This window comes from Paraburkholderia sp. BCC1884 (assembly GCF_900996225.1).
GTDB lineage: Bacteria > Pseudomonadota > Gammaproteobacteria > Burkholderiales > Burkholderiaceae > Paraburkholderia.
Window position 1 is genome coordinate 1 of record NZ_CAAJGL010000101.1, and the last position, 24838, is coordinate 24838.

The following is a 24838-nucleotide window of genomic DNA, read 5'->3' on the forward strand; positions in this document are numbered from 1 at the left end:
GCATCGACCTTCAGTTGAGGCGTCGTGACCGGCACCACGATAATCGCCTTCACGCCCATACGGGCCGCCGACAGCGCCACGCCCTGCGCATGATTGCCCGCCGACGCCGTAATCACGCCACGCGCCAGCGCCTCGGCCGGAATGTGCGCCATCTTGTTGTACGCGCCGCGCACCTTGAAGGAGAACACCGGCTGGTTGTCCTCGCGCTTCAGATACACCGGATTGCGCAGCCGGGCCGACAGATTCGGCGCGCGTTCGAGTTCGGTCTCGCGCGCCACGTCGTAGACGCGCGCGGTCAGGGTTTTCTTCAGGTAGTCGTGGGAGGCCATGCGGGTAGCGCGGTGCGCTCAATGAGACGGGAAAGGGTCAATGATAGCGCCAACGGCACGCGCTCAGGCCTTCGCCCGCTGCATCGCTATCGTGTCGTCAAGTGCCGCCCGACCGTTCGGTCGGACATCCTGTCAATCTAGCCGGGCGCCCGATTTCGCCAGAAAACGCTCAAACCCGCGCCTTTGCTTCGATTTCAACCGCGAACGCGTGGCGGAATCATGCGGTAGAATTCCATTTTGGAATGAGGATCGGAAGATGCACTGGCAGCCTCGGATCGCCCACCTGATGCCCGTCCCGCGTGAGTCTTGCCCCGCGGCGGAGCGTCACGTCCGCCATGCACGATCGTGTAGCTAGCTCCGAGTGCCGCGAAGCGACTGATGTGGGTCAGGCCGTCAGTCGTGCTTCGCTCCCCTAGAAGATTTCCAGCATTGCGCCCCACGCGCACCGTTAGCCGACGCCTCATCGACGAGCGCGCCGGGCTGACCTACCGAGTCGTCCGACTATGAACGCACCTCAAGTTTTCGATCCGCACGGTGCCGCCGCTACGGTGGCCGCCGATCCCGAAGCGCGTCTGCGCGAAATTCCCTATAACTACACGTCGTTCTCCGACCGCGAAATCGTCATCCGGCTGCTAGGCGACGACGCCTGGGCGGCACTCGCCGAATTGCGCGCGGAACGCCGCACCGGCCGCTCGGCCCGCATGCTGTACGAAGTGCTGGGCGATATCTGGGTGGTGCGTCGCAATCCGTATCTGCAGGACGATCTGCTCGACAACCCGAAGCGCCGCGCGATGTTGATCGAAGCGCTGCATCACCGTTTGTCGGAAATCGAAAAGCGCCGTCGTGCCGATCTGGTCGCCCACGGCGACGAAGCCGGCGTGGACCGTGCCGCGCGCGTCGAAACACTGGTGCAGGCCGCGCGCCGCGCCGTCGACGAATTCGCGAGCGAGTTCCAGAAAACCTATGATCTGCGCCGTCGCGCGACCAAGGTGCTGGGCAAGGTCACGGAAAAAGACAACATCAAGTTCGACGGTTTGTCGCGCGTCTCGCACGTCACCGACGCGACCGACTGGCGCGTCGAATATCCGTTCGTGGTGCTGACGCCGGACACCGAGGCCGAGATCGCCGGCATGATCAAGGCGTGTTTCGAGCTGGGGCTGACCGTAATTCCGCGCGGCGGCGGCACGGGCTACACGGGCGGCGCGGTGCCGCTCACGCCGTTCTCGGCCGTCATCAACACGGAAAAGCTCGAACAGCTCGGCGCGGTCGAGATGACCGAATTGCCGGGCGTGGATCGCAAGGTCGCGACGATTTTCTCCGGCGCGGGCGTGGTCACGCGTCGCGTGACGGAAGCGGCCGAGCAGGCCGGCTTCGTGTTCGCGGTCGATCCGACCTCGCTGGATGCGTCCTGCGTCGGCGGCAATGTCGCGATGAACGCGGGTGGCAAGAAGGCGGTGTTGTGGGGCACGGCGCTCGACAACCTCGCCTGGTGGCGCATGGTCGACCCGGAAGGGAACTGGCTCGAAGTCACGCGCCTCGACCACAACATGGGCAAGATTCACGATATCGAAGTGGCCCGCTTCGAACTGAAATGGTTCGACGGCAACTACGCGCCGGGCGAAAAGCTGCTGCGCACCGAATCGCTCGACATCAAGGGCCGCGTGTTCCGCAAGGAAGGCCTCGGCAAGGACGTCACCGACAAATTCCTCGCCGGCCTGCCAGGCGTACAGAAAGAAGGCTGCGACGGGCTGATCACGTCGGCGCGCTGGGTGCTGCACAAGATGCCGGCGCACACGCGGACCGTCTGCCTCGAATTCTTCGGTCAGGCGCGCGACGCGATTCCGAGCATCGTCGAAATCAAGGACTACCTGTTCGAAACGTCGAAGCAGGGCGGGGCGATTCTGGCGGGTCTGGAGCATCTGGACGAGCGCTATCTGCGCGCCGTCGGCTACGCGACCAAGAGCAAGCGCAACGCGTTTCCGAAGATGGTGCTGATCGGCGACATCGTCGGCGACGATGCGGATGCGGTCGCGCAAGCCACTTCGGAAGTGGTGCGCATGGCCAACGGCAAGAGCGGCGAAGGTTTCGTCGCGGTCAACGCCGAGGCGCGCAAACGTTTCTGGCTCGACCGCAGCCGCACCGCCGCGATCGCCAAGCACACCAACGCGTTCAAGATCAACGAAGACGTGGTGATCCCGCTCAATCGCATGGGCGAGTACACGGACGGCATCGAGCGTATCAACATCGAGCTGTCGATCAAGAACAAGCTGCAACTGGTCGACGCGCTCGAAGCGTTCTTCAGGGCCGGCAAGCTGCCGCTCGGCAAGAGCGACGACGCCAATGAAATTCCGAGCGCCGAATTGCTCGAAGATCGCGTGCAACAGGCGCTCGATCTGCTGAAGCGCGTGCGCACGCGCTGGGAGTTCCTGCGCGACAAGCTGGATCTGTCGCTGCGTGAAGCGCAACACTACCTGGTCGGTCTCGGCTACGAAGCGCTGGCGGAGAAGTTCGCCGACCGCGTGGATGCGCAACCGGGCGCGAACGTGTTCCACGTCACGCAGGACCGCACGATCCGCGTCTCGTGGAAGCAGGAAATCCGCGCCGAACTGCGGCAGATTTTCAACGGCGGCGAGTTCAAGCCGATCCTCGACGAAGCTCAGGCGATCCATAAGCAGGTGCTGCGTGGTCGCGTGTTCGTCGCGCTGCACATGCACGCGGGCGACGGCAACGTCCACACCAACCTGCCGGTCAACTCCGACAACTACGAGATGCTGCAGGACGCCCACAAGGCGGTCGCACGCATCATGAAGCTGGCGCGTTCGCTCGACGGCGTGATTTCCGGCGAGCACGGCATCGGCATCACCAAGCTCGAATTCCTGACCGAAGACGAGATCGCCGAATTCCGCCAGTACAAGCAGCGCGTCGATCCGCATGGCCGCTTCAACGCGGGCAAGCTGCTCGAAGGCGCCGACCTGCGCAACGCCTATACGCCGAGCTTCGGCCTGATGGGCTATGAATCGCTGATCATGCAGCAGTCCGATATCGGCGCGATTTCCGAGTCGATCAAGGACTGCCTGCGCTGCGGCAAGTGCAAGCCGGTGTGCGCCACGCACGTGCCGCGCGCGAACCTGCTGTACAGCCCGCGCAACAAGATTCTCGCCACTTCGCTGCTGGTCGAGGCGTTCCTGTACGAAGAGCAGACCCGCCGCGGCGTGTCGATCAAGCACTGGGACGAGTTTAACGACGTCGCCGATCACTGCACGGTGTGTCACAAGTGCGTGACGCCGTGTCCGGTGAAGATCGACTTCGGCGACGTGACCATGAACATGCGCAACCTGCTGCGCAAAATGGGCAAGAAGAAGTTCAATGCGGGCAACGCGGCCGGCATGTTCTTCCTCAACGCGACCAATCCGCAGACCATCAACCTCGCGCGCACCGCGATGATGGGCGTCGGCTACAAGGCGCAGCGCCTCGGCAACGAAGTGCTGAAGAAGTTCGCGAAGAAGCAGACGGCGCACCCGCCGGCAACGGTCGGCAAGCCGCCGGTCACGCAGCAGGTGATCCACTTCATGAACAAGAAGATGCCGGGCAATCTGCCGAAGAAAACCGCGCGCGCTTTGCTCGATATCGAGGACAACAAGATCGTCCCGATCATCCGCAATCCGAAGACGACCACGGCCGATACCGAAGCGGTGTTCTACTTCCCGGGCTGCGGCTCCGAGCGGCTGTTTTCGCAAGTCGGTCTCGCCACGCAAGCCATGCTGTGGGAAGCGGGCGTGCAAACGGTGCTGCCGCCGGGTTATCTGTGCTGCGGTTACCCGCAGCGCGGCTCGGGCCAGTTCGACAAGGCCGAGCAGATCGTCACGGATAACCGCGTGCTGTTCCACCGCGTCGCCAATACGCTGAACTATCTCGACATCAAGACGGTGGTGGTGTCGTGCGGCACGTGCTACGACCAACTGGCCGGCTACGAATTCGACAAGATCTTCCCGGGCTGCCGGATCATCGACATCCACGAATTCCTGCTCGAGAAGGGCATGAAGCTCGAAGGCGTGAACGGCGTGCGCTACATGTATCACGATCCTTGCCACACGCCGATCAAGACGATGGACCCGGTCAAGCTGGTCAATCAGCTGATGGGTTCGGAGAAAGACGGCTACAAGATCGAGAAGAACGATCGTTGCTGTGGCGAATCCGGCACACTCGCGGTGACGCGTCCCGACATCTCGACGCAGGTGCGTTTCCGCAAGGAAGAAGAGCTGCGCAAGGGCGCGGCCAAGCTGCGTGGTATTCCGCTGCTGGCCGAAGCTGGCGCAAACGGGATCAACCCGGCCAATGCGTCGGCGGGTTCGGCGGGTGCGCCGAACGGCTCCGTGCTCAAGGCCGGCGACGGTCCGCAGCCGAAGGGCGCCACCGACGTGAAGATCCTCACGAGCTGCCCGTCCTGCCTGCAAGGTCTGTCGCGCTTCAACGAAGACGCGGGCATCGAGGCGGACTACATCGTCGTCGAGATGGCACGTCACGTGCTCGGTGAAAACTGGATGGTCGACTACGTGCAACGTGCGAACAATGGCGGAATCGAGCGCGTGCTGGTTTAATGGCACGACTGACGATTTTTGCCTGAGGACGACGATGGATTGCGTTTTTTGCCGTGAAGATGGCGGTGATGTGCTGTGGCAGGACGACACCTTGCGCGTCGTCCTCGCCGACGAACACGATTACCCCGGTTTTTGCCGCGTGATCTGGAATAGCCACGTCGCCGAGTTCTCCGACCTCGGCGAGAGCGAGCGAGATCGTGTGATGAAGGCGGTGTATGCAGTTGAGCGCGCGATCCGGCGCATCCTTCAGCCGGTCAAGGTGAACCTGGCGAGCCTTGGCAACCAGGTTCCGCACGTGCACTGGCACGTGATTCCGCGTTTTTCGAACGACGCCCATTTCCCGCTGCCCATCTGGGCGCCGCGCCAGCGCACGGTGTCCGAAGCCATGCTGTCGTCACGCCGCGCGCAAGCCACCTTGCTGCGCGAAGCCGTGCGGCAAGAAATCGAACAAGCTTTAGGTTGAGGCCAACATGAGCGGACTGACTCCCGATACCCCGGTGCCGACCGGGGTCGTCGTGCATTCCAAATCCCGTGTGCTCGAATTGCAGTACGCAAACGGCGAATCGTATCGCCTGCCGTTCGAACTGCTGCGGGTGTATTCGCCGTCGGCGGAAGTGCAGGGGCACGGGCCTGGCCAGGAAACGCTGCAAACGGGCAAGCGCGAAGTGACGATCACGATGATCGAGGGCGTCGGCAATTACGCGATCCAGCCCACTTTCTCCGACGGACACGCCACCGGCATCTATTCGTGGGACTTGCTACACGACCTGGCGCTGCGCCAGGACGATCTCTGGCGCGACTATCTGGCCAGACTGCAGGCGGCCGGCGTCGACCGCGATACGCCGATGGTTGCCGCCGGTGCTGCGCATGGCCACTGTCACTGATACGATTCGCCCCGGTCGCCGCCTGATGCGGCGCAACATTTCAGAATACGCGAAAGGACAAGCGCGATGAGCAAAACCCACTTCGGCTTTCAATCGGTCGACGAACAGGACAAAGCGCAGAAGGTGGCCGGCGTGTTCCACTCGGTTGCCGCTAACTACGACTTGATGAACGACCTGATGTCGGGCGGGATGCACCGGGCGTGGAAGATGTTCACGGTCGCTCAGGCCAACGTGCGGCCGGGCTACAAGGTGCTCGACATCGCCGGCGGCACGGGCGATCTGTCGAAAGCCTTCGCGAAGCGGGCGGGCGAAACGGGCGAAGTCTGGCACACCGACATCAATGAATCGATGCTGCGCGTGGGCCGCGACCGCTTGCTGGACAAGGGCGTCATCACCCCGGCGCTGCTCTGCGACGCCGAGAAGATTCCCTTTCCGGACAACTACTTCGACGTGGTCACGGTGGCATTCGGCCTGCGCAACATGACGCACAAGGATGTCGCGCTAGCGGAAATGCGACGCGTGCTGAAGCCGGCGGGGCGTTTGCTGGTGCTGGAGTTTTCGAAGGTGTGGGACCCACTCAAAAAGGCCTACGACGTCTATTCTTTTAAGGTGTTGCCGTGGTTGGGCGAACGCTTCGCGAAGGACGCCGAGAGCTATCAATACCTGGCCGAATCGATCCGGATGCACCCGGACCAGGAAACTTTAAAAACAATGATGGAACAAGCTGGCCTGGACGGCGTCAAATATTACAATTTGTCAGCTGGCGTGGTAGCTTTACATGTGGGGACCAAGTACTAGGGTTCCTAACCCATCGATTTTTAAAGGAAAGTACGAAAATGTCCGATTCAAATGTGTTATCTCCCCGTAAGGTTGGGCGGTCTCTGGTGAGAAGAATCGGACTGATCGCGATGGTCGGTCTGATCATGGCCGGCTCCCTCGCTTCGCTCGATGCGGAAGCTCGCCGCATGGGCGGTGGCCGTAGCTTCGGCCGTCAGTCGAATACCGTTCAGCAGCAGCATCAGACGACACCGTCGCCGTCTCCAACCAATCCGGCCATGCAGCAGCGCGCCCAGCCCGCACCGGCTCCCGCGCCGACGCCCGCCGCGCAGCCTAACCGTTCGCGCTGGCTCGGGCCGATCGCCGGTCTGGCCGCGGGTCTCGGTATTGCCGCTTTGCTGTCGCACTTCGGTCTGGGCGGCGCGTTTGCCGGCGCCATGGCCAATATCATCGTGATTGCGATCATCGCGATGATCGGTATCTGGCTGATCCGCCGTTTCATGGGACGCAAGCGCGACGCGTCGCAACCGGCCTACGCGGGCAGCGCGCCGTCGTTCAATTCGAGCGGCACGGGCTACACGCAGGAACCGGGCTACAGCGCGCCACCCACCGGCTCGTATCTCGAACCGCAAGGCAACCCGCTGAACACGCCCACGATCAATACGCCAGCCGCCGTGCCGGCCGGTTTCGATTCGGAAGCGTTTCTGCGTAACGCCAAGGTGTACTTCGTGCGACTGCAAGCCGCATGGGACGTGGGCAACGTGGAAGACATCCGCGAATTCACCACGCCGGAAATGTTCGCCGAGGTGCGCGTGGACCTGTCTTCGCGTGGCGCCGAAACCAATCAGACCGACGTGGTGCAGTTGAACGCCGAATTGCTCGGCGTGGAGGAGCGCGCGAACGAGTACTTCGCGAGCGTGCGCTTCTCCGGCCTGATCCGCGAGGCGCCGGGCGCTGCCGCCGAGCCGTTCGTCGAAGTCTGGAACCTGTCCAAGGCGAACCGTCCTGGTGAAGGTTGGCTCCTCGCCGGCATCCAGCAAGTGGCGCAGCACTGATAGCGCGACGCCGCAGAGTCAGGGCGGTGCGGTTTGCCCTGACTTTGCACAACGCGTTGGCCGTTCGGCATAGCAGGCCGCGAAGCGAACGGACGTTACAATAGGAACCCGCGCGGGCACCTCGCCCGTGCGGGTTTTTTCTTGCCACTTTCAATGACCCTCGCCGCCAAGCCCTTCGCCGCTGCTGTCAATCATCTGCTCGCCCGCGAATCGTGGGCACGTGAGCGCCTCGCCCCGTACGCGGGCAAGACCGCCAGGCTGTCCTGTCCACCGGTTACGCTGATGCTGCTGGTGCAGCCCGACGGCTATCTGAGCGCGGTCGGCGAGACCGAGGCGCAACAGTTCGACGTGACCATTTCGGTGCCATCCGACGCGTTGCCGGCTTTCGTACAAGGTGGCCAGGCGGCGGTGATGAAGCACGTGAAGATCGAGGGCGACGCCGAATTCGCCACCGTGATCGCGAAGCTCGCCGAGCATCTGCGCTGGGAGCCGGAAGAAGATCTCGCCAGATTTATCGGCGACGGTCCGGCGTGGCGGGTGGCGTCGGTGGTGCGCACGGTCGGCGAACAGGTGCAGCGCACCGGGCGCAATCTGCTCGACACGGCCGCCGAGTATCTGCTCGACGAGAATCCGCAACTGGTGCGCCGCGCCGCGCTCGACGATTTCAACGTCGAGCTGGCTCGGACGCGCGACGCGCTGGCGCGGGTGGAAAAACGCCTCGAGCGTCTTGAACAGAAGGTCGAAGCCCGCGGCGCCGATGCGCCGGGCGGCGCCGCCACGTCGCGCGGCACGCGCTAGTCACCGGGCACAACTATGCGTTTTCTGCGTTTCCTCAAGATTTTTTTCACGGTCATCCGCTTCGGTCTCGATGAGATGATGCTCAGCCGGGTCAACGACCGGCGCGTGCGTTTCCTGTTGCGTATCACGACCATCGGCCGCAAGTTCGACGCGCCGCCGGGCGTGCGTTTGCGCCTTGCGCTCGAAAGCCTTGGGCCGATTTTCGTCAAGTTCGGGCAGGTGCTGTCCACGCGGCGCGATCTGTTGCCGGTCGATATCGCCAACGAACTGGCGAAGTTGCAGGATCAGGTGCCGCCGTTCGATTCGGCAGTGGCGATCGGGCTTGTCGAGAAGTCCCTCGGCGCGCCCGTCGACGTGCTGTTCGACGATTTCGAGCGGACGCCGGTGGCGAGCGCGTCGATCGCGCAGGTGCACTTCGCCACGGTCAAGGCTGGGCAACACGCCGGCAAGGCGGTCGCGGTGAAGGTGCTGCGTCCGAACATGCTGCCGGTGATCGACTCCGATCTCGCCTTGCTGCGCGACATCGCCGTGTGGGCCGAACGTCTGTGGGCCGACGGCAAGCGTCTGAAGCCGCGCGAAGTGGTCGCGGAATTCGACAAATATCTGCACGACGAACTCGATCTGATGCGCGAGGCCGCCAACGGCAGCCAGTTGCGACGCAACTTCGCCGGGCTCGATCTGTTGCTGGTGCCGGAAATGTATTGGGAGTTCTGCACGCCCACCGTGCTGGTGATGGAGCGCATGGTCGGCGTGCCGATCAGCCAGGTGGAGACGCTGCGCGCGGCGGGCGTCGATATTCCGAAGCTCGCGCGCGAAGGCGTCGAGATCTTCTTCACCCAGGTGTTTCGCGACGGTTTTTTCCACGCGGATATGCACCCCGGCAACATTCAGGTGAGCCTCGATCCGGCACATTTCGGGCGCTATATCGCGCTCGACTTCGGCATCATCGGCGCGCTATCGGACTTCGACAAGAACTACCTCGCGCAGAACTTCCTGGCGTTTTTCAAGCGCGACTATCACCGCGTCGCCACGCTGCATCTGGAGTCGGGCTGGGTGCCGCCCACCACGCGCGTCGAAGAACTGGAGAGCGCAATCCGCGCAGTCTGCGAGCCGTATTTCGACCGCGCGCTGAAAGATATTTCGCTGGGGCAGGTCCTGATGCGCCTGTTCTCGACCTCGCGTCGCTTCAATGTCGAGATTCAGCCGCAGCTCGTGCTGCTGCAAAAAACCATGCTGAACGTGGAAGGGCTCGGCCGCTCGCTCGATCCCGAGCTGGACCTGTGGAAGACTGCCAAGCCGTATCTCGAGCGCTGGATGAACGAGCAGATCGGTCTGCGCGGTTGGTACGAGCGCCTGAAGATCGAAGCGCCGCAGTGGAGCAAGACGTTGCCGCAGTTACCGCGCCTGATCCATCACGTGTTGGCCGAGCGGCATGACAACACGCGTGGCGCTAACGACGAAATGATTCGCCAGATTCTGCTTGAACAGAAGCGCACCAACCGCCTGCTGCAAGGCCTGCTGCTGTTCGGCGTGGCGGTCGGCGTCGGTGCGGCGCTGGCGCGGGTGTTTCTCGCGTTTGCCTACGGCGGATAACGACACACGAGGTATCCGATGAGCGACCCGACTCAACCCTCCGCGCCCAATTTTGCGAGCCGCGATCCCGACTCCCCCGATTTCTGGGACGAACGTTTCGAGCGCCGCTTCATGCCGTGGGACCAGGCGGGCGTGCCGTCCGCGTTTCAGTCGTTTGCGGCGCGCCATAAAGAGGCGGGCGTGTTGATTCCCGGCTGCGGCAGCGCGTACGAGGCACTGTGGCTTGCGGAGCAGGGCAACCCGGTGCGGGCAATCGATTTCTCGCCGGCCGCGGTCGCCTCGGCGCAGGAGCAACTGGGCACGCAGCACGCACACCTGGTGGAGCAGGCGGATTTCTTCACCTACGTGCCGCCCTTCGAACCGGAATGGATTTACGAGCGCGCGTTCCTCTGCGCACTGCCGCTGGCGCGCCGCGCCGACTACGCGCGCCGGATGGCCGAACTCATTCCCGGCGGCGCGTTGCTGGCGGGCTTCTATTTCATCGGGGCGACGCCGAAAGGTCCGCCGTTCGGTATCGAACGCGCCGAACTGGACGCGCTACTCACGCCGTATTTCGAATTGATCGAAGACGAACCGGTGAACGATTCGATCGCCGTATTCGCTGGACGTGAGCGCTGGCTCACGTGGCGACGCCGCGTATGAGCACTCGCGGCGCATGAAGGAAAGTCGTGGCCGCACTTGATTCGGCCGCGGTCGCCTCCATTTAGCCCGACGGCGGCTGCGTCCGGCGGTCGTCCCCAAAATCCGGGGTAGGGGTATCGTTTGCGGCTATAATTCAAGGCTTTGCAAGCGTTTACAAGATTTCAGTAGGGAAAAGATCATGCCGATCTACGCTTATCGTTGCGAGTCATGCGGCTTCGGGAAGGACGTGCTTCAGAAGATGAGCGACCCCCAGTTGACGCAATGTCCCGAATGCGGGAAAGACACATTTCGCAAGCAGGTCACTGCCGCCGGTTTCCAGCTGAAAGGCTCGGGCTGGTATGTGACCGATTTCCGCGGTGGCAATAGCGGCGCGAAGGCGCCGGTCAAGGCCGACGCCGACAGCGCCTCGAATGGCGGCGCGGGCGAGAGTGCCACTGCCAATAACGGCGGCGCGGCATCCGACACGGCCGCGGCCAGCAACACGGCTGCCGCCGGCTCATCGAGCACGGCAGCGCCGGTCGCGCCTGCTGCCGCACCGGCCGCTTCGACGAGTTCGAGCGGTTCCGGCAACGCCTAGCGGGACTGCCGCCCTCAGGGGCGGCGCACCTGCCGCGCCTTGGGCTTCGGTCCGCGCGGCTTTCTGGCGGTACACATGACGACGAAAAAAACGACGCTCAAATCGGTGTTCCTGACTGGCCTGCTGGTGCTGGTGCCTCTGGCCATCACACTGTGGGTGCTCGGTCTGATCATCGGCACGATGGACCAGACGCTGTTGCTCTTGCCAAGCGCGTGGCAGCCGGAGCGCGCGCTCGGCTTCCGTCTGCCGGGCCTCGGCGCGGTGCTCACGCTGGCGTTCATCTTTGTCGTCGGTCTGTTGACGCAGAACTTCATCGGGCAGAAGCTCGTGAAGTGGTGGGAAGTCATCGTCGCCCACATTCCGGTGGTCGGTCCGATCTACACCAGCGTCAAACAGGTGTCCGACACCTTGCTGTCGAGCAGCGGCAACGCGTTTCGCAAGGCGCTCCTGATCGAATACCCGCGCCGCGGCTCCTATACGATCGCGTTTCTGACCGGCATTCCGGGCGGCGACGTGGTCAACCACCTGAAAGAAGATCACGTCAGCGTGTATGTGCCGACTACGCCGAACCCCACGTCCGGCTTCTTCCTGATGGTGGCCAAGAGCGAAGTGATCGAGCTCGACATGACGGTCGACGCTGCGCTCAAGTACATCGTCTCGATGGGCGTCGTGGCGCCGTCCGCGCCGCCGGCGCCGGTGCGCCGCACGACAGTCGAGCCTCCGCTGTAATGCCGGCGCGCAGAGTTTCACGCAGGTTCCCACTGCGGCGCGCCGTTCAATCAATGCAAAACGAAAGACAAACATCATGTCGATGAGATCTCAATACTGCGGTCTGGTGACCGAAGAACTGCTGGGCCAAACCGTCTCGCTGTGTGGCTGGGTAAGCCGCCGCCGCGACCACGGCGGCGTCATCTTCATCGACCTGCGCGATCGCGAAGGCCTCGTTCAGGTCGTGTGCGACCCGGACCGCGCGGAGATGTTCAAGGCCGCCGAAGGCGTGCGCAACGAGTTCTGCCTGCAGATCAAGGGTGTCGTGCGCAGCCGTCCGGAAGGCACGACGAACGCCGCGTTGAAGAGCGGCAAGATCGAAGTGCTGTGCCACGAACTGATCGTGCTGAACGCATCGGTCACGCCGCCGTTCCAGCTCGACGACGACAACCTGTCGGAAACCACGCGTCTCACCCATCGCGTGCTCGATCTGCGCCGTCCGCAGATGCAGCACAACCTGCGTCTGCGTTATCGCGTCGCGATCGAAGTGCGCAAGTACCTCGACACGCTGGGCTTCATCGACATCGAAACGCCGATGCTCACGAAGAGCACGCCGGAAGGCGCGCGCGACTACCTGGTGCCGTCGCGTACGAACCCGGGTCAGTTCTTCGCGCTGCCGCAATCGCCGCAGCTGTTCAAGCAGCTGTTGATGGTGGCGAACTTCGATCGCTACTACCAGATCGTCAAGTGCTTCCGCGACGAAGATCTGCGTGCTGACCGTCAGCCGGAATTCACGCAGATCGACTGTGAAACCTCGTTCCTGTCGGAACAGGAAATCCGCGATCTGTTCGAAGACATGATTCGTCACGTCTTCAAGGAAACGATCGGCGTCTCGCTCGCCGAGAAATTCCCGGTCATGCTGTATTCGGAAGCCATGCGCCGCTTCGGTTCGGACAAGCCCGACCTGCGCGTAAAGCTCGAATTCACGGACCTGACGGACGCAGTGCGCGACGTCGACTTCAAGGTGTTCAGCACGCCGGCCAACACGAAAGACGGCCGCGTTGCGGCGATTCGCGTGCCGAAGGGCGGCGAGCTTTCGCGTGGCGATATCGACAGCTACACGGAATTCGTGCGCATCTACGGCGCGAAGGGTCTGGCCTGGATCAAGGTCAACGAAGTCGCGAAGGGCCGTGACGGTCTGCAAAGCCCGATCGTCAAGAACCTGCACGACGAAGCGGTCAAGGCGATCATCGAGCGCACCGGTGCGCAAGACGGCGACATCATTTTCTTCGCGGCAGATCGCGCGAAGGTGGTGAACGACAGCCTGGGCGCACTGCGTCTGAAGATCGGTCATTCGGAGTTCGGCAAGGCCAACGGTCTCGTCGAAACCGGCTGGAAGCCGCTGTGGGTGGTCGACTTCCCGATGTTCGAGTACGACGAAGAAGACAACCGCTACGTCGCGGCGCATCACCCGTTCACGAGCCCGAAGGACGAGCACCTCGAGTATCTGGAAACGGATCCGGCACGCTGTCTCGCCAAGGCTTACGACATGGTGCTGAACGGCTGGGAAATCGGCGGCGGCTCGGTGCGTATCCACCGTGAAGAAGTGCAGAGCCAAGTGTTCCGTGCGCTGAAGATCAACGCGGAAGAAGCGCAGGCCAAGTTCGGCTTCCTGCTCGACGCGCTGCAATACGGTGCGCCGCCGCACGGCGGTATCGCCTTCGGTCTGGACCGCATCGTCACGATGATGGCCGGCGCCGATTCGATCCGCGACGTGATCGCGTTCCCGAAAACGCAACGCGCGCAAGATCTGCTCACGCAGGCGCCGAGCGAAGTGGACGAGCGCCAACTGCGCGAGTTGCACATCCGTCTGCGTACGCCGGAACCGAAGGTGTAACGGATTCAGCAATCCGTGCTGTTTGAAAACGACAGCTGAAGCACACGAAAAAGGCGCGTCACGCGCCTTTTTCTTTTTTTGCGTTACAGTCGATGCCAAGCTTTCGACCGTCCCCTCGACCGGTCGCCGACATGTACCGCGCAAGCGTTGCGCCCAGTTTTCACGCCATGCCGAAACCGCCGAAGATTCCACAATCCGTACTCGTCGTCATTCATACGCCCGCACTTGAGGTGCTGCTCATCGAGCGCGCCGATCATGCGGGCTTCTGGCAGTCGGTCACGGGCTCCAGGGATCGGCTCGACGAGCCGCTCGTCGAAACGGCCGCGCGTGAAGTGGCCGAAGAGACCGGCATCGTGGTCGGCGGCAGGCTGGTGCAACAAAGCGCCTTGTTCGACTGGCGCTATTCGATCGAATACGAGATCTATCCGGAGTTCCGGCATCGCTATGCCGAAGGCGTGATCCACAACACCGAACACTGGTTCAGCGTGCAGGTGCCCGAGCAACTCAATGTGAGGCTTGCACCGCGCGAGCACACCGCATTTCTCTGGCTGCCGTATGAAGAAGCGGCGTCACGCTGCTTTTCCTCGTCGAATGCGGATGCGATCCTGCAGCTGCCCAAGCGGCTCAGCCAGCGCGCGAGCCTCGAGCATCCCGCGGAGGGTGGCCCGTGAGCGTCGGCAGCGCGCGCCGTTTCGCCCGACTGCGGCAATCGCTGCTCGGCCGCCGTTATTGGCAACGTTACCGCTTCACCAGCGGCAACGAAGTCAAACTGCTGCGTTCCGGCGATCAGTTCTTCAGCGCCTTGATCGAGCGTATCGACGCCGCGCAGCACGACGTCGTTCTCGAAACCTATATCTTCTGCTATGACAAAGCCGGCCAGTCGGTCAGCGCCGCCTTGCTGCGCGCCGCCGGGCGCGGCGTGAAAGTGCGCGTGATCACCGACGGCATCGGCACGGCCCGTTTGCCGATGTTCAACGAGTGGCCGATGGCCGGCGTCGACCATCGCATCTACAACCCGCACCTGTTCGGCCGTTTCGGCTTCTCGCGGACACACCGCAAGCTGGCGGTGATCGACGATCAGTACGGCTTTTGCGGCGGCATCAACATCGTCGACGACTACGAGAACAATGGCGAGCGCCTGCCGTTCCGGCGCTGGGACTTCGCCGTCGAATTGCGCGGACCGGTGGTCGCCGATATCCGCCAGGCGTTCGAGGTGCAATGGCGGCGCATCCGCCTTGGACACCGTCCGCTCGAGTCCATGCAGCCGGACCTCGGTCCGAAAACAATGGCTTCGCTCGGCAGCCTGCGGCGGCGTCGGCAACGTCGCAATGAACAATTGTGGGCGGGCGGTCTGCCGTGCGTGGCGTTCGTCGCGCGCGACAACCTGATCAACCGGCGCGCGATCGAAAAGGCCTACCTGACCGCGATCGGCCAGGCGCGCAGCGAGATCCTGCTGGCCAATCCTTACTTCATGCCGGGGCGCAAACTGCGGCGCGCCTTGGTGCTGGCGGCGCGGCGCGGCGTCGAAGTGAAGCTGATTATCGGGCGCAAGGAGTTTCGGGCGCTCGATTACGCGGTGCCGTTCCTGTACCGTTCCTTGCTCAAGGCCGGCGTTCACATCGCCGAGTACGAGAAAACCCTGCTGCACGGCAAGGTAGCGGTGGTGGATTCGAACTGGGCGACCGTCGGCTCGTCGAATCTCGACGCGCTGAGCCTCATGCTCAACAACGAAGCCAACGTGGTGCTGGTCAACGACCCAGCCATCGAGGCCCTGCGCGAAGCGATTCTCGTCGCTTTCAAAGACGCGCGCCGCATCGACGAGGCGCACTACGACGCCCGCCCGGCCGGCGAGCGCGCACTCAACTGGATCGCCTACACGATCTACCGTGCAGCAATGAAACTGCTGACGGTGGGGGGCTACGACTAAGCGTAGGCAACGGATTTCGAGGGACCGTCCAAGGGACGTCCCCGGTAGCCGATCCCGTTTGCTTGCTGCATCATGTCGGCGCTGCTGCGCCACGCGCGCCTTGACCGGCAACAAATACCTCAAGGCAAACGCCTCTAAAAAATCTGATTCCTCTGATTGACGGATGCCGCAGAATTGAAACCAGGTTAGAAACCGGTTTCTAATAAAGTCCTTGTTTAGCGGACGGCAGCACTCAATAATAGTACGGCCGTTCGATTTTCTTTCGGTCACATTAGAACGGTAAAAAGCTATGCGAAAAGGCGAACAAACGCGAGCCGCGATTCTCGAAGCCGCACTCGATCTGGCAAGCCGCGACGGACTGGAAGGTCTGACGATCGGGTTGCTGGCCGAGCGCATGCAGATGAGCAAAAGCGGAGTGTTCGCGCATTTCGGGTCGCGCGAGGATTTGCAGGTCGAAGTCGTGCGCGAATATCACCGTCGTTTCGAAGACGAGGTGTTTTTCCCGAGCTTGCGCGAGCCTCGTGGCTTGCCGCGCTTGCGCGCGATGATTTCCCGCTGGATCGAGAAACGCATTCAGGAAGTCACCACCGGTTGTATCTACATCAGCGGCGCCGTCGAATACGACGATCGCGCGGATAACCCGGTGCGTGAACAGCTGGTGTCGAGCGTGACGATCTGGCGTGCGGCCCTCACGCGTGCGATTTCGCAAGCCATGGAAGAAGGCCATCTGCGTGCCGATACCGATCCGCAACTGATGCTCTTCGAACTGTACAGCTTCACGCTCGGTCTACATCACGACGCGCGCTTCCTGCATCTGCCGGATGCTGTGCGCCTCACGTGGGCCGCGCTGGAAAAATTGATTGTTTCGTATCAAAGCGAAAGCCGTTAGCCACGCCGCCGAACCTCTTCAAGTTTCAGCGGCAAAGAAAGCTCCGATCCACGGACTCTGCTAACAGCCTGGCTTCTTGTCAAACTTGGGAGAGAGTCATGGGACAGTACGCCGCGCCGCTGCGCGACATGCAATTCGTGTTGCACGAACTGCTTAACGTCGAAGCCGAAATCAAGCAGATGCCGAAGCACGCGGATCTCGACGCCGACACGATCAACGCGGTGCTCGAGGAAGCCGGCAAGTTCTGCTCCGAAGTGCTTTTCCCGCTCAACCACAGCGGCGACCAGGAAGGCTGCACGTACGTCGGCGACGGCGTCGTGACCACGCCGAAGGGCTTCAAGGAAGCCTATCAACAGTATGTCGAAGCCGGTTGGCCGGCACTGGGCTGCGATCCCGAATACGGCGGCCAGGGCCTGCCCGCGTTCGTGAACAACGCGCTCTACGAAATGATGAACTCGGCGAATCAGGCGTGGACCATGTATCCGGGTCTGTCGCACGGCGCGTATGAGTGTCTGCACGCACACGGCACGCCGGAGTTGCAGCAGCGCTATTTGCCGAAGCTGGTCGCTGGCGTCTGGACCGGCACGATGTGTCTGACCGAACCGCATTGCGGCACTGACCTCGGTATTCTGCGCACGAAGGCCGAACCGAACAGCGACGGCTCGTACGCGATCAGCGGCACGAAGATTTTCATCTCCAGCGGCGAACACGATCTCGCGGAGAACATCGTTCACCTGGTGCTCGCGCGTTTGCCGGGCGCACCGAACGGCACCAAGGGCATCTCGCTCTTCATCGTGCCGAAATTCATTCCGAACGAAGCCGGCGAGCCGGGCGCGCGCAACGGCGTGAAGTGCGGTTCCATCGAACACAAGATGGGCATTCACGGTAACGCCACCTGCGTCATCAATCTCGACAACGCCACGGGCTGGCTGGTCGGCGAACCGAACAAGGGCTTGAACGCCATGTTCGTGATGATGAACGCCGCACGTCTGGGCGTCGGCATGCAAAGCCTGGGTCTGACCGAAGTCGCTTATCAGAACTCGCTGACGTACGCGAAAGAGCGTCTGCAAATGCGTTCGCTGACCGGCCCGAAGGCCCCGGAAAAGGCCGCCGACCCGATCATCGTGCATCCGGACGTGCGCCGCATGCTGCTCACGCAGAAAGCCTACGCTGAAGCCGCGCGCGCGTTTTCGTACTGGTCCGCGCTGCACATCGACAAGGAACTGTCGCACGCCGACGAAGCGGCGCGCAAGGAAGCCGCCGACCTCGTCGCGCTGCTCACGCCGATCCTGAAGGCGTTCCTGTCGGACAACGCGTTCGAAAGCACCAACCACGCGATGCAGATCTACGGCGGCCACGGCTTTATCGCCGAGTGGGGCATGGAGCAGTACGTGCGCGACGCGCGTATCAACATGATCTACGAAGGCACCAACGCGATTCAGGCGCTCGACCTGCTGGGCCGCAAGATCCTCGGCGACATGGGCGCGAAGATGAAGAAGTTCGGCAAGCTGGTGTCGGATTTCGTCGAAGCCGAAGGCATCAAGCCGGAAATGCAGGAGTTCATCAACCCGCTCGCCGACATCGGCGAAAAGGTGCAGAAGCTGACGATGGAAATCGGCATGAAGGCCATGCAGAACCCCGACGAAGTCGGCGCCGCCGCCGTGCCGTATCTGCGCACCGTCGGTCATCTGGTGTTCTCGTACTTCTGGGCGCGCATGGCACGCATCGCGCTGGATAAGGAAGCGTCGGGCGATCCGTTCTACAAGGCCAAGCTCGCCACGGCCCGTTTCTATTTCGCGAAGCTGCTGCCGGAAACGGCCATGACGATCCGTCAGGCACGCGCCGGTTCGAAGTCGATGATGGACGTCGAAGAGTCGCTGTTCTAAAGCCACATCACGGCAGACGCCGCGCGTTCTGATATGAATCGCGCGGCGTCTGCATCTGCCACATCTCGCGAAGCGTCCATGCACCTTCGCGACACCGCATAACTCCCCGGAGGAACGACGTGAGCAATCTGATCATTCGCAAGGTAGCCGTGCTCGGCGCCGGCGTGATGGGCGCGCAGATCGCCGCGCACCTGATCAACGCCAAGGTGCCCGTGCTGCTGTTCGACCTGCCCGCCAAGGAAGGCCCGAAGAACGCCATCGCGCTCAAGGCGATCGAGAATCTGAAGAAGCTGTCGCCGGCGCCGTTCGGCGTGAAGGACGACGCGCAATACATCCAGCCCGCGAATTACGACGACGACATCGAGAAGCTCGCTGAATGCGACCTCGTGATCGAAGCGATCGCCGAGCGGATGGACTGGAAGCACGACCTGTACAAGAAGGTCGCGCCGCACCTCGCCCCGAACGCGATTTTCGCGACCAACACGTCGGGTCTGTCGATCACGGCGTTGTCGGAAGGTTTCCCGGATGAACTGAAGGCGCGCTTCTGCGGCGTGCACTTCTTCAATCCGCCGCGCTACATGCATCTGGTCGAGCTGATCCCGACCGCGACCACGCGTCCGGAAATTCTCGATCAACTCGAATCGTTCCTGACGAGCGTGGTCGGCAAGGGTGTCGTGCGCGCGAAAGACACACCAAACTTCATCGCCAACCGTGTCGGCATTTTCTCGATCCTCGCCGTCATTACCGAAGCCGCGAAGTTCGGCCTGCGTTTCGACGAAGTGGACGACCTGACGGGTTCGCGTCTGGGCCGCGCCAAGTCGGCGACGTTCCGCACCGCCGACGTGGTCGGTCTCGACACGATGGCGCACGTCATCAAGACGATGCAGGACACGCTGGGCGACGACCCGTTCTTCCCGGTCTACGAAACGCCGGCCGTGCTGGCCGAACTGGTGAAGAAGGGCGCGCTCGGTCAGAAGACCGGCGGCGGCTTCTACAAGAAGGAAGGCAAGGCGATCAAGGTGCTCGACCCGAAGACGGGCGAGTACGTCGAAGGCGGCGCAAAGGCGGACGAACTGGTCGGCCGCATTCTGAAGCGCCCGGCGGCCGAGCGTCTGAAGCTCTTGCGCGAATCGGAGCATCCGCAGGCGCAATTCCTGTGGGCGATTTTCCGCGACGTGTATCACTACATCGGCGTGCATCTGGAATCGATCGCTGACAACGCGCGCGACGTCGACCTGGCGATCCGTTGGGGCTTCGGCTGGAACGAAGGTCCGTTCGAAGGCTGGCAGACGGCTGGCTGGAAGCAGGTCGCCGAGTGGGTTCAGGAAGATATCGCGGCAGGCAAGGCGCTCTCGAGCGTGCCGTTGCCGTCGTGGGTGCTGGAAGGTCCGGTGGCCGAAAAGGGCGGCGTGCATACGAACGAAGGTTCGTGGTCGCCGGCGTCGAAGACCTTCGTGCCGCGCTCGTCGCTGTCGATCTACGACAAGCAGGTGTTCCGTGCACCGCTCGTCGGCGAAACTTCGGCTGATCCGAAAACCTACGGCAAGACGCTGTTCGAAACGGACGCCGTGCGCGCGTGGGTCGACGACCGTGCGGGCGAGAACGACGTCCTGATCGTGTCGTTCAAGAGCAAGATGAACACGATCGGACCGTCGGTGATCGACGGTCTGACGCAAGCAATCGAGCTGGCCGAAAAGGACTACAAGGGTCTGGTGGTGTGGCAGCCGACGTCGCTGAAACTCGGCACGCCGGGCGGCCCGTTCTCCGCTGGCGCGAACCTCGAAGAAGCCATGCCCGCCTTCATGATGGGCGGCGCGAAGGGCATCGAGCCGTTCGTGAAGAAATTCCAGCAAGGCATGCTGCGCGTGAAGTACGCGAGCGTGCCGGTCATCTCGGCGGTCTCGGGCATCGCGCTCGGCGGCGGCTGCGAACTGGCGCTGCATAGCGCGAAGCGTGTTGCCCACATCGAAAGCTATATCGGTCTGGTCGAAGTCGGCGTCGGCCTCGTGCCGGCAGGCGGCGGTCTGAAGGAAGCGGCCTTGCGCGCTGCGGAAGCGGCGACGCAAGTCGGCGCGACCAACGACCTGCTGAAGTTCGTGCAGAAGTCGTTCGAGAATGCAGCGATGGCGAAGGTTTCGGCTTCCGCGCTCGACGCTCGCACGATGGGTTACCTGAAACCGTCCGACACGATCGTCTTCAACGTGTTCGAGCTGCTCGACGTCGCGAAGAAGGAAGCGCGCGCGCTGTCGGCTGCGGGTTATCGTCCGCCGCTGCGGGTCACGCAAGTGCCGGTGGCGGGCCGCTCGGCGATCGCCACGATCAAGGCCTCGCTAGTCAATATGCGCGATGGCCGTTTCATCAGCGAGCATGATTTCCTGATCGCGAGCCGCATCGCTGAAGCGGTGTGCGGTGGCGATGTCGAAGCCGGCAGCCTGGTCGACGAAGAATGGCTGCTGCAACTCGAGCGTCGCGCGTTTGTCGATCTGCTCGGCACGCAAAAGACACAGGAACGGATCATGGGCATGTTGCAAACCGGCAAGCCGGTGCGTAACTGAGCGACGAGCGTAGAGCGAATAGCAAGACATAGGAGCTTCAAATGGCAAAGCAATTGCAAGACGCATACATCGTCGCCGCGAGCCGCACGCCGATCGGCAAGGCGCCGCGCGGGATGTTCAAGAACACGCGCCCCGACGAACTGCTGGTGCACGCGATCAGATCCGCCGTGGCGCAAGTGCCCGGCCTCGACACGAAAGTGATCGAAGACGCGATCATCGGCTGCGCGATTCCGGAAGCGGAACAAGGCCTGAACGTCGCGCGCATGGGCGCGCTGCTGGCCGGTCTGCCGAACACGGTCGGCGGCGTCACGGTGAACCGTTTCTGCGCCTCGGGTCTGACCGCGCTCGCGATGGCGGCTGACCGCATCCGCGTCGGCGAATCGGACGCGATGATCGCCGGTGGATGCGAATCGATGAGCATGGTGCCGATGATGGGCAACAAGCCGTCGATGTCGCCGCACATCTTCGATCGCAACGAAGACATCGGCATCGCCTATGGCATGGGCCTGACGGCGGAGAAAGTGGCCGAGCGCTGGAAGATCAGCCGCGAAGCACAAGACGCGTTCTCGGTCGAATCGCACCGTCGCGCAATCGCGGCGCAGCAAGCTGGTGAATTCAACGACGAAATCGCTGCGTACACGATCACGGAGCGTTTCCCGGATCTCGCCACCGGCGAGGTCAGGATCAAGACCCGCGAAATCTCGCTCGACGAAGGCCCGCGCGCGGAAACGTCGCTCGAAGGTCTCGCCAAGCTGCGCGCGGTGTTCGCCAACAAGGGTTCGGTCACCGCAGGCAACAGCTCGCAAACTTCGGACGGCGCCGGCGCGCTGATCGTGGTGTCGGAAAAGATGCTCAAGGAGTTCAACCTCACGCCGCTCGCGCGGTTCGTCAGCTTCGCCGTGCGTGGCGTGCCGCCGGAAATCATGGGCATCGGTCCGAAGGAAGCGATTCCGGCTGCGCTGAAGGCAGCAGGCCTGAAGATCGAGGACATGGACTGGATCGAACTGAACGAAGCGTTCGCCGCGCAATCGCTGGCGGTGATTCAGGATCTGGGCCTCGATCCGTCGAAGATCAATCCGCTCGGCGGCGCGATCGCTCTCGGTCACCCGCTCGGCGCGACGGGCGCGATTCGTGCGTCGACGGTGGTGCACGGCCTGCGCCGCCGCAACTTCAAGTACGGCATGGTAACGATGTGCGTCGGCACCGGCATGGGCGCAGCGGGCATCATCGAGCGCCTGTAAGCGTGCTCGACACGATGTTCGCTCCGATCCTCGAGTGCAGCCCCGAGGTTATCCAGGGGCCGACCTCGTAAAGATCGCAGAACGGTTCGCAGGCCAGGCTTGCGAACCGTTTTTTACATTCTCAGCAGCAACCCGAAGAGATGAAGGAGATGACGATGGATATCCTGGTCGAGCGCGCCGACGGCGTGCTGACGATTGCCTTCAACCGGCCCGACAAGAAAAACGCGATCACGGCCGCGATGTATCAGACCATGGCCGACGCGCTGGTCGAAGCGCAAGGCGATGCGTCGGTGCGCGCGATCCTGATTCGTGGCAGCGCCGGCATTTTCAGCGCCGGCAACGATCTCGAAGACTTCATGAAGACGCCGCCGATGGGCGAAAGCGCGCCGGTGTTCCAGTTCCTGCGCGCGATCAGCTCGGCCGAAAAGCCGGTGGTGGCGTCGGTGGCGGGGCCGGCGGTCGGCATCGGCACGACGCTGCTTCTGCATTGTGATCTCGTCTACGCGGCGGACACGGCCAGCTTCTCGCTGCCGTTCGCGCAACTGGGGTTATGTCCCGAAGCGGCGTCGAGTCTGTTGTTGCCGCGCGTGGGCGGCTATCAGGCGGCGGCGGAAAAGTTGCTGCTCGGCGAGGCGTTCGACGCTGCCGAAGCTCAACGCATGGGTTTCGTGAATCGTCTGCTGCCGGCTGCTGAAGTCGACGCGTTCGCCGCTTCGCAAGCCGCGAAGCTGGCCGCGCTGCCGGCTTCGTCGTTGCGCGTGACGAAGAGTTTGATGAAGCACGCGAGCCACCAGGAACTGCACACGCAGATGTCGGAAGAAGCCGTGCATTTCGGCAAGATGCTGCTCGCACCGGAAGCGCGCGAGGCGTTCAAGGCGTTCTTCGAAAAGCGCAAACCGGATTTCCGGCAATTCGACTGATATGCCGCGTTCAGGCGCATTCACGCACCTGAACGCTTCTGGCGACTTTCAGCCAGGCGTCGGCTGCAAAGTATCGTAGTCGACGTAGCTTTTCTCGCGGCAGAAGCTCACCAGCCGCACGCCCGCCTTGCGGGCAATCGCAATCGCGAGCGACGACGGCGCCGAGATCGTCGCGACCATCGGCACGTCGACGCGCGCGGCCTTGCGCACCAGCTCGTAGCTGGCGCGGCTCGAGAGAAACACGAAGCCGTCTTTCGTATCCGCCCGGTCGAGCACGAGCTGGCCGATCAGCTTGTCGAGCGCATTGTGGCGGCCGACATCCTCGAAGGCGTAACGGATCGCGCCTGACGCGTCGCACCATGCGGCGGCGTGCAGACCGCCGGTCAATTGGGTTAGCGCCTGGTGTTCCGGCAAATCGCGGGCCGCGCGCGCGATCGCGTCCGGCGCGAGCCGTTGAAAGAAGCCCGTGTCCGGTACCCGCTCCGGTTCAAGATCGAGCAGATCGATGCTCTCGATTCCGCACACGCCGCAGCCCGTTCGTCCGGCCAGTGCGCGGCGCTTTTCCTTCAGCGCGACGAAGGCCTGCTGCACCACCTGCAATTGCACTTCGGCATGTGGCAATTCGCCGTCGTCGTGCAGTTCGACCTCGATGTCCTGAATGTCGGCGCCGCGCGCCACGATCCCTTCCGAAATCGCGAATCCGACCGCAAACGCTTCCAGATCGCGCGGCGTGCACATCATCACCGCGTGCGAAATGCCGTTGAAGACGAGCGCGACCGGCCATTCCTGACCGACGTGGTCGATAACGGTTTCGACTTCGGTGCCGCGGTGCCGGTGCACCTTGCGCTCCACCGCGCCTGGCTGTCCGGCGGTTTCCAGTTCGTTCAAGCTCAGTGACTCCTTTACCTTGCTACGCGCCGCTGCGGCGCGAATTAGGTTCTAAAATACCTCAAGCTGGGCTTGCGTGCCGTCCACCCTCAAAAGGAACACTGTCATGGGACTCAACGAAGCACCGCTTCTGTTCGACTTCGAAGTCGCGTCTTCGGAGAATTTCACCTTCATTCCGATGTCGGTCCGCTTCAATCTCGACCGCTTCGGCCTGCGCATCTCGCTTGCGCAGTGGCAGTTGCTGCCGCTCGAAGACCGCAAGCTGCTGGCGCGTTTCCCGGTCGAGGAAGACGCCGAGATCGAACCGAATTTCGATCACGCCCTGTTCGAAATGCTGCGCACCCATGCGAATGTCGAGCCGGAATGGTTCACGCCGGAAGAATCGCCCGCCTGGCGGCGCACCGACAGCGTGCCGCCAGGCGTCGCGCATCAGGCGGGGCTGGCGGGGCTCGCCACGCCGGGCGTCGCGCAATGGGCCGAACTTGCCCCTTTCAAGCGTTACGTACTCACTAAACTGTCGCGCAAGCCCGACGCCAATCACGACTTCATCCCGGCGATGAAGGAATTTGGTGCGGCCGGCTAGGTGCTCCCGGCCAGTTTTTTTCACTCTCCACCCTCAACCCGCTCCGAACGCTGCCGTTATCCATGGGTTGGCGCGTAAAAAAATCCGCATC

The 24838-nt window shown here is 62.8% G+C and carries 21 protein-coding genes; 19 read left to right on the forward strand and 2 right to left on the reverse strand.

Annotated features, from left to right (window positions below; genetic code table 11):
• A partial coding sequence (locus FQ705_RS22420) for a pyridoxal-phosphate dependent enzyme (RefSeq protein WP_144144407.1) occupies window positions 1-329 on the reverse strand: 329 nt, incomplete at its 3' end.
• A 503-nt stretch (window positions 330-832) separates the two neighbouring features.
• Between FQ705_RS22420 and FQ705_RS22425 the strand changes: the two genes are divergently transcribed.
• From FQ705_RS22425 to FQ705_RS22510, 18 genes are all read left to right on the forward strand, one after another.
• Complete coding sequence (locus tag FQ705_RS22425) at window positions 833-4927, forward strand: DUF3683 domain-containing protein (RefSeq protein ID WP_144144409.1); 4095 nt, start codon at window positions 833-835, stop codon at window positions 4925-4927.
• A 34-nt stretch (window positions 4928-4961) separates the two neighbouring features.
• A complete protein-coding gene (locus FQ705_RS22430) occupies window positions 4962-5390 on the forward strand; it encodes an HIT family protein (RefSeq protein WP_144144411.1) in 429 nt (142 codons plus the stop codon).
• 7 nt (window positions 5391-5397) lie between these two features.
• Window positions 5398-5811 (forward strand): gamma-butyrobetaine hydroxylase-like domain-containing protein, encoded by a 414-nt coding sequence (locus FQ705_RS22435; protein ID WP_144144413.1) that lies wholly within the window; start codon window positions 5398-5400, stop codon window positions 5809-5811.
• Window positions 5812-5877: 66 nt separating this feature from the next.
• Window positions 5878-6609, forward strand: coding sequence for a bifunctional demethylmenaquinone methyltransferase/2-methoxy-6-polyprenyl-1,4-benzoquinol methylase UbiE (gene ubiE / locus FQ705_RS22440; protein ID WP_144144415.1), 732 nt, complete (start codon window positions 5878-5880; stop codon window positions 6607-6609).
• A gap of 38 nt (window positions 6610-6647) precedes the next feature.
• Window positions 6648-7643, forward strand: coding sequence for a Tim44 domain-containing protein (locus tag FQ705_RS22445; protein ID WP_144144417.1), 996 nt, complete (start codon window positions 6648-6650; stop codon window positions 7641-7643).
• 153 nt (window positions 7644-7796) lie between these two features.
• Entirely contained in the window at window positions 7797-8441 is a 645-nt protein-coding gene (locus FQ705_RS22450) for an SCP2 domain-containing protein (protein WP_144144419.1), read from the forward strand.
• Between the two features lie 15 nt (window positions 8442-8456).
• Entirely contained in the window at window positions 8457-10034 is a 1578-nt protein-coding gene (ubiB, locus tag FQ705_RS22455; protein ID WP_144144421.1) for a ubiquinone biosynthesis regulatory protein kinase UbiB, read from the forward strand.
• 18 nt (window positions 10035-10052) lie between these two features.
• Window positions 10053-10676 carry a methyltransferase domain-containing protein gene (locus tag FQ705_RS22460; RefSeq protein WP_144144423.1) on the forward strand — a complete coding sequence of 208 codons (624 nt, stop codon included), beginning with the start codon at window positions 10053-10055 and terminating at the stop codon, window positions 10674-10676.
• Between the two features lie 178 nt (window positions 10677-10854).
• The gene (locus tag FQ705_RS22465) at window positions 10855-11253 is read left to right on the forward strand and encodes an FmdB family zinc ribbon protein (RefSeq protein WP_144144425.1); all 399 of its coding nucleotides are present in this window, start codon (window positions 10855-10857) and stop codon (window positions 11251-11253) included.
• Window positions 11254-11328: 75 nt separating this feature from the next.
• Window positions 11329-11982: a DUF502 domain-containing protein gene (locus FQ705_RS22470; RefSeq protein ID WP_144144427.1), complete on the forward strand. Its 654-nt coding sequence runs from the start codon at window positions 11329-11331 to the stop codon at window positions 11980-11982.
• A gap of 76 nt (window positions 11983-12058) precedes the next feature.
• On the forward strand, window positions 12059-13858 hold the full coding sequence (aspS, locus tag FQ705_RS22475) for an aspartate--tRNA ligase (protein WP_144144429.1): 1800 nt from the start codon (window positions 12059-12061) through the stop codon (window positions 13856-13858).
• A gap of 167 nt (window positions 13859-14025) precedes the next feature.
• Window positions 14026-14529 carry a dihydroneopterin triphosphate diphosphatase gene (gene nudB, locus FQ705_RS22480; protein ID WP_144145745.1) on the forward strand — a complete coding sequence of 168 codons (504 nt, stop codon included), beginning with the start codon at window positions 14026-14028 and terminating at the stop codon, window positions 14527-14529.
• Complete coding sequence (gene clsB, locus FQ705_RS22485) at window positions 14526-15785, forward strand: cardiolipin synthase ClsB (protein ID WP_144144431.1); 1260 nt, start codon at window positions 14526-14528, stop codon at window positions 15783-15785. The genes nudB and clsB overlap by 4 nt, the downstream gene beginning before the upstream one ends.
• 289 nt (window positions 15786-16074) lie before the next feature.
• Window positions 16075-16674, forward strand: a complete 600-nt coding sequence (locus FQ705_RS22490; RefSeq protein WP_091796739.1) for a TetR/AcrR family transcriptional regulator — start codon at window positions 16075-16077, stop codon at window positions 16672-16674.
• A 98-nt stretch (window positions 16675-16772) separates the two neighbouring features.
• A complete protein-coding gene (locus FQ705_RS22495) occupies window positions 16773-18560 on the forward strand; it encodes an acyl-CoA dehydrogenase C-terminal domain-containing protein (protein ID WP_144144433.1) in 1788 nt (595 codons plus the stop codon).
• A gap of 119 nt (window positions 18561-18679) precedes the next feature.
• Window positions 18680-21115 carry a 3-hydroxyacyl-CoA dehydrogenase/enoyl-CoA hydratase family protein gene (locus FQ705_RS22500; protein ID WP_144144435.1) on the forward strand — a complete coding sequence of 812 codons (2436 nt, stop codon included), beginning with the start codon at window positions 18680-18682 and terminating at the stop codon, window positions 21113-21115.
• A 41-nt stretch (window positions 21116-21156) separates the two neighbouring features.
• Window positions 21157-22356, forward strand: coding sequence for an acetyl-CoA C-acyltransferase (locus FQ705_RS22505; RefSeq protein WP_144144437.1), 1200 nt, complete (start codon window positions 21157-21159; stop codon window positions 22354-22356).
• A gap of 149 nt (window positions 22357-22505) precedes the next feature.
• Window positions 22506-23276, forward strand: coding sequence for an enoyl-CoA hydratase (locus FQ705_RS22510; protein WP_144144439.1), 771 nt, complete (start codon window positions 22506-22508; stop codon window positions 23274-23276).
• A gap of 48 nt (window positions 23277-23324) precedes the next feature.
• Here FQ705_RS22510 and fdhD read toward each other — a convergent pair whose 3' ends face one another.
• Entirely contained in the window at window positions 23325-24164 is an 840-nt protein-coding gene (fdhD, locus tag FQ705_RS22515) for a formate dehydrogenase accessory sulfurtransferase FdhD (protein WP_144144441.1), read from the reverse strand.
• Window positions 24165-24270: 106 nt separating this feature from the next.
• Here fdhD and FQ705_RS22520 point away from each other — a divergent pair, with 106 nt between their 5' ends.
• Entirely contained in the window at window positions 24271-24747 is a 477-nt protein-coding gene (locus tag FQ705_RS22520) for a nitrate reductase associated protein (protein ID WP_144144443.1), read from the forward strand.
• Window positions 24748-24838: the final 91 nt, after the last annotated feature.

Bases quoted from the DNA above. Each gene is read 5' to 3' on its own strand.
- FQ705_RS22445 (WP_144144417.1), top strand. From the start codon at position 6,648: ATGTCCGATTCAAATGTGTTATCTCCCCGTAAGGTTGGGCGGTCTCTG.
- FQ705_RS22520 (WP_144144443.1), top strand. From the start codon at position 24,271: ATGGGACTCAACGAAGCACCGCTTCTGTTCGACTTCGAAGTCGCGTCT.
- FQ705_RS22490 (WP_091796739.1), top strand. From the start codon at position 16,075: ATGCGAAAAGGCGAACAAACGCGAGCCGCGATTCTCGAAGCCGCACTC.
- FQ705_RS22505 (WP_144144437.1), top strand. From the start codon at position 21,157: ATGGCAAAGCAATTGCAAGACGCATACATCGTCGCCGCGAGCCGCACG.
- FQ705_RS22460 (WP_144144423.1), top strand. From the start codon at position 10,053: ATGAGCGACCCGACTCAACCCTCCGCGCCCAATTTTGCGAGCCGCGAT.
- FQ705_RS22470 (WP_144144427.1), top strand. From the start codon at position 11,329: ATGACGACGAAAAAAACGACGCTCAAATCGGTGTTCCTGACTGGCCTG.
- aspS (WP_144144429.1), top strand. From the start codon at position 12,059: ATGTCGATGAGATCTCAATACTGCGGTCTGGTGACCGAAGAACTGCTG.
- ubiE (WP_144144415.1), top strand. From the start codon at position 5,878: ATGAGCAAAACCCACTTCGGCTTTCAATCGGTCGACGAACAGGACAAA.
- FQ705_RS22510 (WP_144144439.1), top strand. From the start codon at position 22,506: ATGACGATGGATATCCTGGTCGAGCGCGCCGACGGCGTGCTGACGATT.
- FQ705_RS22435 (WP_144144413.1), top strand. From the start codon at position 5,398: ATGAGCGGACTGACTCCCGATACCCCGGTGCCGACCGGGGTCGTCGTG.
- ubiB (WP_144144421.1), top strand. From the start codon at position 8,457: ATGCGTTTTCTGCGTTTCCTCAAGATTTTTTTCACGGTCATCCGCTTC.
- FQ705_RS22425 (WP_144144409.1), top strand. From the start codon at position 833: ATGAACGCACCTCAAGTTTTCGATCCGCACGGTGCCGCCGCTACGGTG.
- FQ705_RS22430 (WP_144144411.1), top strand. From the start codon at position 4,962: ATGGATTGCGTTTTTTGCCGTGAAGATGGCGGTGATGTGCTGTGGCAG.
- FQ705_RS22450 (WP_144144419.1), top strand. From the start codon at position 7,797: ATGACCCTCGCCGCCAAGCCCTTCGCCGCTGCTGTCAATCATCTGCTC.
- FQ705_RS22495 (WP_144144433.1), top strand. From the start codon at position 16,773: ATGGGACAGTACGCCGCGCCGCTGCGCGACATGCAATTCGTGTTGCAC.
- nudB (WP_144145745.1), top strand. From the start codon at position 14,026: ATGCCGAAACCGCCGAAGATTCCACAATCCGTACTCGTCGTCATTCAT.
- FQ705_RS22465 (WP_144144425.1), top strand. From the start codon at position 10,855: ATGCCGATCTACGCTTATCGTTGCGAGTCATGCGGCTTCGGGAAGGAC.